General features: G+C 70.5%; 15 protein-coding genes. 14 read left to right on the top strand and 1 reads right to left on the bottom strand.

Annotated elements, in window-relative coordinates; genetic code table 11:
• The first annotated feature begins 47 nt into the window (after positions 1-47).
• The 3 genes from BM388_RS09400 to BM388_RS09390 all read left to right on the top strand — a co-directional run bounded on the left by BM388_RS09400 (position 48) and on the right by BM388_RS09390 (position 2651).
• Complete coding sequence (locus BM388_RS09400; RefSeq protein WP_089849442.1) at positions 48-404, top strand: phage tail tube protein; 357 nt, start codon at positions 48-50, stop codon at positions 402-404.
• Positions 405-407: 3 nt separating this feature from the next.
• Positions 408-773 (top strand): phage tail assembly protein, encoded by a 366-nt coding sequence (locus BM388_RS09395; protein WP_089849440.1) that lies wholly within the window; start codon positions 408-410, stop codon positions 771-773.
• A gap of 120 nt (positions 774-893) precedes the next feature.
• A complete protein-coding gene (locus BM388_RS09390) occupies positions 894-2651 on the top strand; it encodes a phage tail tape measure protein (protein WP_139233917.1) in 1758 nt (585 codons plus the stop codon).
• A gap of 2 nt (positions 2652-2653) precedes the next feature.
• On the opposite strand, the gene BM388_RS09385 is transcribed toward BM388_RS09390, so the two are convergent.
• The gene (locus tag BM388_RS09385; protein ID WP_089849435.1) at positions 2654-2854 is read right to left on the bottom strand and encodes a hypothetical protein; all 201 of its coding nucleotides are present in this window, start codon (positions 2852-2854) and stop codon (positions 2654-2656) included.
• A 49-nt stretch (positions 2855-2903) separates the two neighbouring features.
• Between BM388_RS09385 and BM388_RS09380 the strand changes: the two genes are divergently transcribed.
• The 11 genes from BM388_RS09380 to BM388_RS09330 all read left to right on the top strand — a co-directional run bounded on the left by BM388_RS09380 (position 2904) and on the right by BM388_RS09330 (position 11345).
• Complete coding sequence (locus tag BM388_RS09380; RefSeq protein WP_089849433.1) at positions 2904-4148, top strand: DNA circularization protein; 1245 nt, start codon at positions 2904-2906, stop codon at positions 4146-4148.
• The gene (locus BM388_RS09375) at positions 4141-5223 is read left to right on the top strand and encodes a phage baseplate assembly protein (protein ID WP_089849431.1); all 1083 of its coding nucleotides are present in this window, start codon (positions 4141-4143) and stop codon (positions 5221-5223) included. The genes BM388_RS09380 and BM388_RS09375 overlap by 8 nt, the downstream gene beginning before the upstream one ends.
• Entirely contained in the window at positions 5223-5816 is a 594-nt protein-coding gene (locus BM388_RS09370; RefSeq protein ID WP_089849429.1) for a phage baseplate assembly protein V, read from the top strand. The genes BM388_RS09375 and BM388_RS09370 overlap by 1 nt, the downstream gene beginning before the upstream one ends.
• On the top strand, positions 5816-6259 hold the full coding sequence (locus BM388_RS09365; protein WP_089849427.1) for a phage GP46 family protein: 444 nt from the start codon (positions 5816-5818) through the stop codon (positions 6257-6259). Before BM388_RS09370 ends, BM388_RS09365 begins: the two co-directional genes overlap by 1 nt.
• An 11-nt stretch (positions 6260-6270) precedes the next feature.
• Positions 6271-7341: a baseplate J/gp47 family protein gene (locus tag BM388_RS09360; protein WP_089849425.1), complete on the top strand. Its 1071-nt coding sequence runs from the start codon at positions 6271-6273 to the stop codon at positions 7339-7341.
• Positions 7326-7952: a YmfQ family protein gene (locus BM388_RS09355; protein WP_089849422.1), complete on the top strand. Its 627-nt coding sequence runs from the start codon at positions 7326-7328 to the stop codon at positions 7950-7952. The genes BM388_RS09360 and BM388_RS09355 overlap by 16 nt, the downstream gene beginning before the upstream one ends.
• A 2-nt stretch (positions 7953-7954) precedes the next feature.
• Positions 7955-8224 carry a hypothetical protein gene (locus BM388_RS09350; RefSeq protein ID WP_175535066.1) on the top strand — a complete coding sequence of 90 codons (270 nt, stop codon included), beginning with the start codon at positions 7955-7957 and terminating at the stop codon, positions 8222-8224.
• Entirely contained in the window at positions 8225-8575 is a 351-nt protein-coding gene (locus BM388_RS09345) for a hypothetical protein (protein ID WP_089849420.1), read from the top strand.
• The gene (locus tag BM388_RS09340) at positions 8575-9615 is read left to right on the top strand and encodes a phage major tropism determinant (RefSeq protein WP_089849418.1); all 1041 of its coding nucleotides are present in this window, start codon (positions 8575-8577) and stop codon (positions 9613-9615) included. Before BM388_RS09345 ends, BM388_RS09340 begins: the two co-directional genes overlap by 1 nt.
• Positions 9616-9617: 2 nt before the next feature.
• Positions 9618-9974, top strand: coding sequence for a diversity-generating retroelement protein Avd (avd, locus tag BM388_RS09335; protein WP_245781513.1), 357 nt, complete (start codon positions 9618-9620; stop codon positions 9972-9974).
• A gap of 330 nt (positions 9975-10304) precedes the next feature.
• Positions 10305-11345 (top strand): RNA-directed DNA polymerase, encoded by a 1041-nt coding sequence (locus BM388_RS09330; protein ID WP_089849414.1) that lies wholly within the window; start codon positions 10305-10307, stop codon positions 11343-11345.
• Positions 11346-11478: the final 133 nt, after the last annotated feature.

Below are 11478 nucleotides of genomic sequence, written 5' to 3'. Positions count from 1 at the left end.
GCGGATAAGCGCCGCTCAACCACCCGTTAACAGGAGGGCAAGCCCCCATGAGCGGACGAGTAACCGGAGTCGCCACCGTGCGCGTGGACGGCCAGGAGTTTCCCAGCGAGCGCGGCGCCACGCTCAACCCCGGCGGCGTGAACCGCAACACCAAGATGGCCGGGCATCGCGTCTACTACAACGAGGAGCCGGTGGCCCCGACCCTGCAGCTGACCGTGCTGCACACCGAGGAGCTGGACCTGATCGAGGTCGGCAAGATCCGCGGCGCCACGGTGCTGTTCGAGTGCGACAACGGCCAGGACTACATGCTGACCGGCGCCTTCGTCACCGAGACCACCGAGCTGAACAGCGGCGAGGGCACCTTCCGCCTGAACATGGCCGCCCGCACCTGCAAGAGGATCTAAGCGATGGACGACACCCTTCACGACCAGATCGACGGCATCGAGCTGACCGACGACGAGCGCGCCCGCATCGACGACCAGGGCGACACCCTGGTCGTCACCCTCGAGGAGCCGCTGGCCTACACGCACAGCAAGCTGGATGACGGCCCGCGCACCCTGGAGACGCTGACCCTGCCCAAGCGGGTCAAGGGCAAGCACCTGAAGAAGATGGACCAGGCCAGCGGCGAGATCGGCAAGGGCCTGGCCCTGGTGGCCGCCGTGGCCGGGGTGCCGGCGCATGCCATGGACGAGCTGGGCGCTCGCGACATGGACCTGTGCCTGGTGGCCATCGAGCCTTTTTTGCCCAAGCGCCGCGGGACTGGGCGGCGCTGACCCGCACCGTGGCGGTGGCCTTCACCGGCTTCAACCCGGTGGAGCTGCTGGAGATGGACGTCGACGACCTGGTCTGGTGGTACGGCCAGGCCGAGATCCTCGCCGAGGAGATGAAGCGCGATGGCTAACATGACGACCAGCATCGTGATGCAGCTGGTGGACCGGGTGACGCGCCCGGTCCGCCGCATCCAGCAGTCGCTGTCGGGGCTGGGCCGTCGCGCCGGGCTGGACCGCCTGGCCGGCTCGGCGAGGCGCGTGGGCGAGACCATGGGCCAGACCCTGGAGCGTGCCCGCGGGCTGGGCCAGCGCCTGGCGGTGATGGGCGGGCTGGCCGCCGGGGCCGTGTGGGGCGTGGAGCGCCTGGTCTCGGGGGTGACCGACGTGGGCAATTCGGTGCAGGAGAGCGCCGAGCGCCTGAGCGTGGGCACCACCTGGCTGCAGGAGTGGATGGCGGTGGGTCGGCGGTTCGGCGTGGGCAACGACGCCCTGGTCGACGGCCTGAAGGAGCTGTCGATGCGCGCCGACGAGTTCGTGGTGACGGCCGGCGGCCCCGCCGCCGAAGCGTTCGGACGGCTGGGCATCAATGTCGACGACCTGCGCAGGACCGGCGGCGACACCGCCGCCATGTTCGACCTGGTGCGCTCGCGCCTGGGGCAGCTGGAGAACGACGCCGCCCGCCAGCGGGTGATGGACGAGATCTTCGGCGGCCAGGGGGCCGAGCAGATGGTGGCCATGCTAGGCGCCACCCGCGAGGAGGTCGAGGCCATCATGCGCGCCGCCCACGAGCGCGGCGAGATCTTCAGCCCCGAGGACGTCGAGGAGTCGCGCAGCTACACCCGCCAGATGGGCGCCCTGCGCCAGACGCTGTTCGGCATCCAGCGCACCGTGGTGGGCGAGCTGCTGCCGGCGATCAATGACTGGATCGAGCGCATGGGGCTGCTGGGCCAGGCCAACCGCGAGGCGGTGGCCACCGACATCGTCGAGGGCGTTCGCGACGTGTGGCGCGGGGTGCAGATGGTCGGTGCCGCAGTGTCCTGGGCGGCGGATCGCGTCGGGGGGTTCGGCAATCTGATCGCCATTCTGGCGGCCATCATGAGTGCCCGTCTGCTGGTGGCCATCGGCAGAACGATCATCGCGATCTACAACATGGGCGCGGCAATTGCCGTCAGCCTGGTGAGGATTCTTCCAGCGCTGGCTGGAGGCCTGGTCGCTGCGACGCGAGCCATGCTTGGGCTAGCGGCCAGGGCGGTCCCTGCCGTGATCGCCGGCATCCGCGCCATGTCGGTGGCCATGCTGACCACGCCGATCGGCTGGATCATCACCGGCATTGCCGCCGTGGCAGGGGCTGCCTACCTGATTTATCGCAACTGGGATGGCATTTCGGCCTGGTTCGGCGAGCTGTGGGAGGGCGTGACGGAGTGGTTCGACCAGGGCATCGGCGGCATCGTCCAGGACCTGCTGGCCTTCAGCCCGGCCGGGCTGCTGCTGCAGGGCATCGACGCGGTGTTCGAGCTGTTCGGCGCGCGGCCGCTGACCGAGGTGGGGCGCGAGTGGATCGGCGGGCTGTGGGACGGCATCACCGAACGCTGGACGGCGCTGACCGGCTGGCTGTCGCAGAAGATCGAGGAGCTGACCGGCTGGTTGCCGGACTGGGCTCAGGAGCGCCTGGGGCTAGGCGAGATGGGCGCGCCGCAGGCCGGCGGGGCGCCGGTGGCCGAGGGGCGCTCGGGGGCGATGCCGGGCCCGGGGCGCACCGAGGTGGGCGGCGAGCTGCGCATCGTGGTGGATTCGGAGGGCCGGCCCCGGGTAGCCGAAGCGCGCCGGGATGGCGCGCTGGACTTCGACGTGACCTCCGGGGCCCTGGGGGTGATGCCGTGAGGCTATCGGTTGCTCACGTCGCGGTCGGCGATTCGGTCGGTGGCGATCTGCTGGATGATGCCGGTGTACGCGCCTCCCATCACCAGCAGGCCCGCCAGAACGTAGACGCCCCAGTGGGCCTCGGGAAGCAGCCACCAGGTGCCAATGCCGGCGGCGACGCCGGAGGCGGCAGCGATGAGGGAAACCTTTTCTGTCGTCTTCATGGGTCAGTCCCTTCCTTCATTTCCATGCGTTGCCAAGGGAGCGTAGCACATGAGCTGGCGTGACCGTATCGACCCCGAGCTGGCGGGGGAATTTCGCGGCGTGCGCTTCCACGTGGAGCGTTCGGACACCACCGGCGGGCGGCGCTGGCTGATCCACGAGTACCCGCGCCGCGACCGCCCCCACGCCGAGGACATGGGCCGCAAGGCCCGCGAGTGGCGCCTGCAGATGTTCGTGGCCGGCGACGACTACGACCGCCAGCGCGACGCCCTGATCGAGGCGCTGGACGCGCCGGGGGCGGCCACCCTGGTGCACCCCTACCTGGGTAGCGTGACGGCGGTGGCCAGCGACGTGAGCTGGCGGGAGAGCACCCGCGAAGGCGGCGTGTGTACCTTCCAGGTGACGTTCTCCGAGGCCGGCCAGGAGGCCTACCCGGCCACCTCGATCGACACCCAGCGCGAGGTGCGCCAGGCCTCGGACGCCTTCGAGACGGCCCTTGCCGACGACTTCGCCGAGCGCTGGAGCGTCGAGGGGCTGCTGGGCTGGTCGCTGGTGGCGGTGCAGCGCGACCTGGACCAGGTGGTGCGCGGCCTCGAGGACGTGGTGGGTGGCGTGGCCGAGCAGGTGGCCGACCAGCTGCGCGCCCCGGCCGCCATCGCCGCCACCGTGCTGGGCGGCTACGACCGGCTGCGCCAGGCGGTGCTGAAGCCGGCCCAGGCGCTCGACCTGTACGGCGGGGCGGGCGTGGGCGCGGGCGATGCCGGCGCCGGCCGGGTGCTGCTGACGCCGGGCACGCCGACCCGGGCGGCGCGCCTGCTGCGCGAGACCGGCACCGGCAGCGACAGCGTGACGCCGCCGGTGGCTGATACCCCGGCCCGCCGCCAGCGGGCCCAGAACACCATGGCCGCCCGCCAGCTGAACGGCCGGGCGGCGACGCTGGCCGCCAGCCGGCTGGTGGGCGAGACCGCCTGGACCAGCCGCGAGGAGGCGCTGGCCGCCGGGGAGGATGCTCTGGCGCTGATCGACGCGCAGATGGCCACCCAGGCGCCGATCACCGATGCGGTGTACGCCACCCTGGTGACGCTGCGCGCCAAGGTCTCCGAGGATCTTCGCGCCCGGGCGGTGGCCCTGCCCGGGCTGACCACCTACACCCCGCAGGCGACGATGCCGGCGCTGGTGGTGGCGCACCGCCTGTACGGCGACGCCACCCGCGCCGACGAGGTGGCGGCGCGCAACCGGGCACGCCATCCCGGCGCGCTGCGCGGGGGCATGACGCTGGAGGTGCTGAGTGAGTGAGCGCGACCCAACTGGACGCAGCCCGGTAGTGCTGCAGCTCGGCAGCCGCCGCCACCAGGGCTGGCAGGAGGTGCGCATCCGCCTGTCGCTGGACCAGATCGCCGACAGCTTCGACCTGACCCTGACCGAGCGCTGGGCCGATAGCGGCCAGGTGCGCCCGGTGACGCCTGGCGAGGCGTGCACGGTGAGCGTGGGCGGCGAGACGGTGGTGACCGGCTACCTGGACGAGGTGCTGCCGGACTACGACGCCACCAGCCACACCATCACCGCCAGCGGGCGGAGCAAGGCGGCCGACCTGATCGACTGCAGCGGCCGCGACCAGCGCTTCGACGGCCAGACCCTGGTGCAGATCGCCCGCACCCTGGCGGCGCCGTATGGCATCGAGGTGGTGGACGTCGTGGGGGCGTCGCGGCCCTTCCGCGAGTTCGCCCTGGAGGACGGCCAGACCATCGCCGAGGCGTTGGAGCGGGCGGCGCAGATCCGCGGGGCGCGGATCGTCAGCGACGCCGAGGGGCGGTTGGTGATCGTGCATGCGGTGCAGCGCGAGATCCGCACGCCGCTGGAGCTGGGCGGCAACATTCGCAAGGGCTCGGGGTCGTTCAGCGACCGCGACCGCTTCAATACCTACATCGTCGAGGGGCAGACGCCGGGCACCGACGAGTGGAACGGCGAGGACGCCGCCGGCCCCAGCGCCCGGGCGACCGATCCGCGGATTCGCTCGCCGCGCACCACGCTGATCGTCAGCGACACGCCGGCCAACCCGGCCGACTGCCGCGAGCGCGCCGAGCTCGAGGCGCGTATGCGCTGGGCCAAGGGGCGCGGGGTGACCTACACGGTGGGCACCTGGCGGCACGAGCAAGGGGTGTGGCGCCCGGGCGACCTGGTGCCGGTGCGCGACGCCTACCTGGGGCTGGACGAGCGGCTGCTGATCAGCGACGTGCAGCTGATCGAGAGCGAACAGGGCCGCAGCGCCGAGCTGCGCGTGGCGCCGCCGGCCGCGTTCGAGCCGGTGCCGGTACCGGAGCCCGAGCCGTCATCGTCCGGCGGCACGACGCCGGCCGGCTGGGGGTGGTGATGAGCGATCAACGACGCACCTGGCAGCGCATGATGGGGCCGGTCTGGCGCCGCCTGCGCCTGCTGGTCAGCCGCGGGGTGCTCAAGCTGGTGGACGACAGCCTGAAGCTGCAAGGGGTGCAGGTGTCGCTGCTGGGCGGCGAGCCCGCCTGGGCCGAGCGCTTCCAGGAGTACGGCTACACCAGCCACCCGCACCCGGGGGCCGAGGCCATCGTGGCGGCCGTGGGCGGGGCGCGGGCCCACCTGGTGGCGCTGTCGGTGGACGACCGGCGCTATCGCCCCAAGGGGCTCAAGGCCGGCGAGGTGTGCCTGTACACCGACGAGGGTGACGAGATCCGCTTCAAGCGCGGCCGCATCATCGGCGTGAAGGCCGGCAGCAAGCTGGACGTGACGGCGCCGGAAGCGGTGTTCAACAGCAGCACCAGCGTGACGCTGAACACGCCCAAGGTGATCGCCACCGGCGACATCGAGGCGGCCGGCCAGGTGCGCGACGGCGTGGGCACCATGCAGGGCATGCGCAACACCTACAACGGCCATGACCACGGCGGCGACAGCGGCGGCACGACCAGCACCCCGAACCAGGAGATGGGCTGATGGACATTGCATTGCGCTATGACCCGGGCGCCAAGCGCTTCGACCTGCGCCTCGAGGGCGGCGACCTGCTGGCCGACGAGGGGCTGGAGACGGCGGTGCTGCTGTCGCTGTTCACCGATCGGCGGGCGCTGCTCGAGGACCGCCTGCCGGATGGCTCGAGCGATCGCCGCGGCTACTGGGCCGACGCCTACCGCGACCGGCGCCACGGTTCCCGGCTGTGGCTGCTGCACCGCGAGAAGGCCGAGGAGGACGTGCGGCGCCGGGCCAGGGAGTACGCCGAGGAGGCGCTGGCCTGGCTGATCGAGGACGGCATCGCCGAGAGCGTGGAGGTGGAGGCGCGCCACGTGCGCTTCGACACCCTGGGGCTGCGGGTGGTGATCCGTCGCGGCGGCCGCGAGCTGCTCGAGGGGCAATACGATTACGTGTGGCGAAACGCTGCATAACGGAGGGTTAGATGGGGTTTCAACGGCCTTCACTTGCGGAGCTGATGGCGCGGGTCGACCAGGACCTGCTGTCGCGGCTGTCGCGGCTGTCGCGGCTGCCGGGCGCTGAGGCGGCGCTGGCCACGCGGCTGACCCAGGCCCTGGCGACCAGCCAGGCGGGCGTCACCCACGGCCTTTACGGGTACCTGCAGTGGCTGGAGCGTCAGCTGTTCCCGGAGACCTGCGACGACGACCTGCTGCACCTGCATAGCGCCGGGGTGCCGCGTCGCCAGCCGGCCAAGGCGGGTGGCGCGGTGAGCTTCGAGGGTAGCGACGACGCGGTGATCGTCGCTGGCACGCGCCTGCAGCTGGACGACCAGGAGTACGAGACGACCGAGGAGGCGGTGATCGCCGGGGGCACGGCCAGCGCCGATGTGGTGGCCCTGGAGGCCGGCTCGGCCGGGGATCAGGCCGCGGGCGCGGCGCTGCGCCTGGTGTCGCCCATCCCGGGGGTGAGCGGTGGCGCGGTGGTCGGCGCCGATGGCCTGCAGGGCGGCGCCGACCTCGAGGCCGCAGGCAGCTGGCGGGATCGCATCCTGCTGCGCCGGGCGCGGGTGCCGCGCGGCGGCGCCGAGGGCGACTGGGAAGGCTGGGCGCTCGAGGTGCCGGGCGTGACCCGCGCCTGGGAGGATCCGCTGGGCATGGGGCCGGGCTCGGTGGTGGTGCGCGTCATGGCCGATGACGCCAGCGATGGCCCGCTGCCCTCGCAGCAGCTGCTGGACGCGGTGAAGGCCTATATCGAGGCCCGCAAGAACGTGCAGGCGCAGGTCTACGTCTCGGCGCCCAACACCAAGGCGTTCCAGCCGCAGCTGATCGTGACCCCGGACACCCAGGAGGTGCGCAACGCGGCGGCCCAGGCGCTGGCCGACCTGGTGGAGCGCGAGGGCGAGCCCGGCGGCACCCTGCTGATCAGCCGCATTCGCGCGGCGATCAGCCTGGCGCCCGGGGTGGAGGACTACGATCTGCAGGCGCCAACGGCGGACGTGACCCACGCGGCCGGTGAGCTGCCGATCTGGGGAGGCGTGACATGGGTGCAGAGCTGACGGCGGACGACTACCGGCGGCTGCTGTTCCAGCTGCTGCCTCCGGGGATGGTCTGGCCGACCGAGCCGGAGAGCAACGTGCAACGCCTGCTGGACGGCTCGGCCCAGGAGTATGCGCGGGTCGATGCGCGGGTGCTCGAGCTGCTGACCGAGGTGGATCCGCGCCAGGCCGACGTGCTGTTCCCGGAGTGGGAGGCCAGCTACGGCCTGCCCAGCGCCTGCGCGCCGGCCGGACAGAGCCTGACCGACCGTCGCGTGGCGTTGATCGGCCGCATCGTCGGTCGCGGCGGCATGCGCCAGCAGGACTATATCGACCTGGCCGAGGGGCTGGGCTACGAGGGAGCCATCATCGTCGAGCACCAGGAGGCGACGGTGGAGCTGGGCGGGGGCGTCGGGCCGCGTGGCGCGGAGATCGGCGACCCGATGAATGGCGAGACCTGGCTGTGGGCCTGGGACGTCCTGGTGCCGAACGGCGTGGTCCGCGAGGCGGTCGTGGGCGCCTCGGAGATCGGCGACCCGCTGCGCAGCTGGGGCGACGAGCTGGTCGAGTGCGCGCTGCACGAGGCGGCGCCCAGCTGGCTGATTCTCAATGTGGGGTACCTGGAGGAGTAACGATGGAGAAGGTAGGGGCATTCACCGAGCGCACGACGTCCGAGGGCGAGTGGCGGCAAGGCGAGCCGGCCAGCAACGTGCGCGCGACGCCGATGCTGGCGGCCTATTTCAACATGCTGCAGCGCGAGCTGGTGGCCGTGCTGGCCGATGCCGGTCTGACCCCGGACATCAACGATGAGGCGCAGCTGGCCGCGGCCATCAACGCCATCGCCGATCGCCGCGCGGTCAGCCGCGTGGACGGGGTGGCCGTCATCACTGTGGAGGAAGCGTAAATGCAAGGAGTACCGCGCTATGGCCTGCGCACGCGGGCCGACTACGACCTGCTTCAAGGGCTCGCCCTGCAGGGCGAGGTGCGCCCCCAGGGGGTGACCCGTCTGAAGCAGCACTGGCAGGGGCTGCTGTCCGGGCGCTTCGTCTATATGCGCGACCGGGTGCTGGCCGACGGCGAGTCGCCGGACGGCCCCATGCCCGACTATCGCGTGCTGGAGATCGAGGACGAGGACGCCGGCACCGTCGAGCGGGTGCAGTTCCAGCGCACCGAGAGCCCCGACGCGGAGATCTTCCGCCTGGGGTATTCGGTCGCCGAGGTCGAGCAAGCAATCACTGATCTGGAGAGTGTCTGATGGTCCAGAAGACCTATGCGATCCCGGCCATGGGGGCCGGGCACTTCGAGATGATGGGGTCGATCGTGGCGTCCGGGGCGATGCGCCTCGACGTCCCCGAAGGGGTCCTGAACATCGGCGGCAACGGCAAGGGCTACGTGCTGCCGCCGCTGGTGGACTGGGATCCGACCGCCGTGGCCAACCAGGATGGCTCGCTGGATAGCCTGACCCTGGGCGACGACGTCTACCTGTACGCCGTCCAGGGCGCCGACGGTCGCGCCGGGCTGGTGGCCAGCACCAACATCACCGTGCCGGGCGGCTACACCAGCGAGACCAGCCGCAAGATCGGCGGCTTCCACTATGGCCGCGTGCGCACGATCGCCCAGCGCTACGACACCGCCATCACGCCGGCCACACAGATCGTGCCGAACAGCGTGTGGGATCTGAGCCATCGCCCGACCTGCGACCCCACCGGCATGGTCGAGGTGGTACCCGGTAGGCTGTGGGTGGACATCTACCTGAACAGCGAGGGCAGCGGCACCTGGCCGGAGAATATCCCGGTGAGCCGCTTCGGCGTCCAGCCGATCAAGGACGACATCTACTCGCGCAGCGACTTCCACCTGCTGGTGCGCAACGCCGGCAAGCGCCTGCCGACGGTCGAGGAGTTCCTGACCTACGCCGAGGGCGCGCCCCAGGGCAACGACGGCAATAACGACCTGGCCTGGTCCGCCACCGGCAACAGCGGCCCCACCACCACCGGCGCGGTGGCCAAGGCGGTCTCGATGTTCAACGTGGTCGACGCGGCCGGCAACCTGTGGGACTGGCTGGATAACCACCACGACCTGGGCGGCACTTACAACTGGACGACCTCGGTGGTCAACGTCGGTAAGGACTCGTCGATCCCGCGCGGCCAGGTGTATCACGCCGCTTGGCGCTGCTTCGTTGGCGGCGGCAACTTCGGCAACGGCGTGCGCTGTGGCGCGCGCTGTCTGTACTCCCATGCGCATCCGTGGAGCGCGTCTGGCAGCAACGGTTTTCGCGGCGCCTGTGACGCCCTGTGAGCATGAACCCTGATGGGGCCCCGCGGCAGCGGGGCCTGGTGATCGTCAACAAGGCCGAGCGGCTGATCAGTGATCTGGGGCCGCACCTCGACAAGATCCCGCGCCATCAGCGCTATCGCTATGGCGCGCGCCTCGAGGAGGCGCTGTGGGAGCTGGTGCGGCGCCTGATCGAAGCCGCCATGAGCAACCAGAAAAGCAAGGTGTACCGAGCGGACGAGCAGGTCCGCTTTATTCATGCCCTGTTGCGGCATGGGGCCGACCGCAAGCTGCTAGGCCTCAAGCGCGTGGGCGATGCCTCGAGCCAGCTGTCGGAGATCGGCGCCATGATCGGCGCCTGGCGCCAGCGCCTCGGGGCATGACGAGCAAGGGGTGGGTCGGGTTTCGACGCCGCTTGGCGCTGCTTCATTGGCGGCGGCAACTTCGACAACGGCGTGCGCTGTGGCGCGCGCTGTCTGAACTCCAATGCGAATCCGTGGAACGCGAATGGCAACAACGGTTTTCGCGGCGCCTGTGACCACCGTTTCTAGAGAGGGCGGCGACGGAGTCGCCGTCACCTAAGACCCATATAGGGGGTCAGCCGATCCATCCCGGTCCCGCACGGCGGGCCGAACACGATAGCCCGGGCGGCGCGAGTAGCGAGAGCGAAAGCCCCGCCCGGTCGCGTTTTCAGACAAGGAAATGGAGTCACTGTGGGAAGCAAGAGCAAGCGCCTGATTGAGCGCATCATCGACTGGGACAACCTGGTGGCCGCCCACCGTCTGGCGCGGCGCGGGAAGCGCGAGCGCGCCGAGGTGGCCACCTTCGAGGCCAACCTGTGGGAGGAGCTGGGCGCGCTGCAGATGGAGCTGCTGTGGGGCACCTATCAGCCGGGCCGTTACCGGTCGTTCATCGTCTACGAGCCCAAGCGCCGCGAGATCCTCGCCGCGCCCTATCGCGACCGGGTGGCTCAGCATGCCGTCTGCCGGGTCTGTGGCCCGATCTGGGATCGCGGGATGATCCATGACAGCTACGCCTGCCGGGAAGGCAAGGGCACCCACGTGGGCGCCGATCGCGTCGAGCAGTGGCTGCGCGGCATGGTGGCCACCGGCGAGACCTGGGTGCTCAAGATGGACGTCAGCAAGTATTTCTTCTCGATCCGTCATGACCTGGCCAAGGCCGTGGTGCGCGACAAGATCCGCTGCCCGGAGACGCTGCGCATCATCGACACCGTCATCGACAGCACCGCCGACCCGGCGGATCCGGCGCCGGTGGGCATCCCGGTGGGCAACCTGACCAGCCAGTGGATCGCCAACCTGGTGGGCAACCGCATCGACCAGTGGGCCAAGCGCGAGATGGGACTGCGGCGCTATGCCCGGTACATGGACGACATGGTGGTCCTGGTGCGTAGCAAGGAGGAGGCGTTGGCCCTGCGCGACGCCTTCGAGGACAAGCTGGCCAGCATGGGGATGCGCTTCAGCAAGGCCAGTGTGCTGCCGGCCAGCCGGGGCGTGAACTTCCTGGGCTATCGGATCTGGCCGCACAAGCGGCTGCTGCGCAAGGACTCGGTGCGGCGGATCAAGCGCAGCCTACGGGCCATGCAGTGGCAGTATGCCCGCGGCCTGATCGACCTCGAGCACGTCCGCCAGCGGGTCAATTCGTGGGTGGCTCACGCCGACCATGCAGGGGCCGAAAATCTGAAGCGCCAGGTGCTCGAGGGAGTGTCGTTTAAGCGGGGTTCACGGGAGGGTTAAACTAGCGGTACGGCGTGTCCCAATCCAGATGGCGCACCGTCCCAATTCATGCGACGCGCTACAGCGAGTCAGGCGAAGGCAAGAGGCGCTAGGCAGCAAGCCTTAGGGAGAAAACCTTAGGCAGAAACGATGC

The organism is Halomonas saccharevitans, from assembly GCF_900116405.1.
GTDB lineage: Bacteria > Pseudomonadota > Gammaproteobacteria > Pseudomonadales > Halomonadaceae > Halomonas > Halomonas saccharevitans.
The sequence above is the reverse complement of the archived record's forward strand: the minus strand, read 5'-3'. Positions and strand labels throughout refer to the sequence as shown.

Excerpts from the sequence above, each read along its gene's own strand:
- BM388_RS09400 (WP_089849442.1), top strand. The coding sequence starts at position 48 with ATGAGCGGACGAGTAACCGGAGTCGCCACCGTGCGCGTGGACGGCCAG.
- BM388_RS09360 (WP_089849425.1), top strand. The coding sequence starts at position 6,271 with ATGGGGTTTCAACGGCCTTCACTTGCGGAGCTGATGGCGCGGGTCGAC.
- BM388_RS09370 (WP_089849429.1), top strand. The coding sequence starts at position 5,223 with ATGAGCGATCAACGACGCACCTGGCAGCGCATGATGGGGCCGGTCTGG.
- BM388_RS09385 (WP_089849435.1), bottom strand. The coding sequence starts at position 2,854 with ATGAAGACGACAGAAAAGGTTTCCCTCATCGCTGCCGCCTCCGGCGTC.
- BM388_RS09340 (WP_089849418.1), top strand. The coding sequence starts at position 8,575 with ATGGTCCAGAAGACCTATGCGATCCCGGCCATGGGGGCCGGGCACTTC.
- BM388_RS09365 (WP_089849427.1), top strand. The coding sequence starts at position 5,816 with ATGGACATTGCATTGCGCTATGACCCGGGCGCCAAGCGCTTCGACCTG.
- BM388_RS09350 (WP_175535066.1), top strand. The coding sequence starts at position 7,955 with ATGGAGAAGGTAGGGGCATTCACCGAGCGCACGACGTCCGAGGGCGAG.
- BM388_RS09395 (WP_089849440.1), top strand. The coding sequence starts at position 408 with ATGGACGACACCCTTCACGACCAGATCGACGGCATCGAGCTGACCGAC.
- BM388_RS09355 (WP_089849422.1), top strand. The coding sequence starts at position 7,326 with ATGGGTGCAGAGCTGACGGCGGACGACTACCGGCGGCTGCTGTTCCAG.
- BM388_RS09380 (WP_089849433.1), top strand. The coding sequence starts at position 2,904 with ATGAGCTGGCGTGACCGTATCGACCCCGAGCTGGCGGGGGAATTTCGC.
- avd (WP_245781513.1), top strand. The coding sequence starts at position 9,618 with ATGAACCCTGATGGGGCCCCGCGGCAGCGGGGCCTGGTGATCGTCAAC.
- BM388_RS09345 (WP_089849420.1), top strand. The coding sequence starts at position 8,225 with ATGCAAGGAGTACCGCGCTATGGCCTGCGCACGCGGGCCGACTACGAC.
- BM388_RS09390 (WP_139233917.1), top strand. The coding sequence starts at position 894 with ATGGCTAACATGACGACCAGCATCGTGATGCAGCTGGTGGACCGGGTG.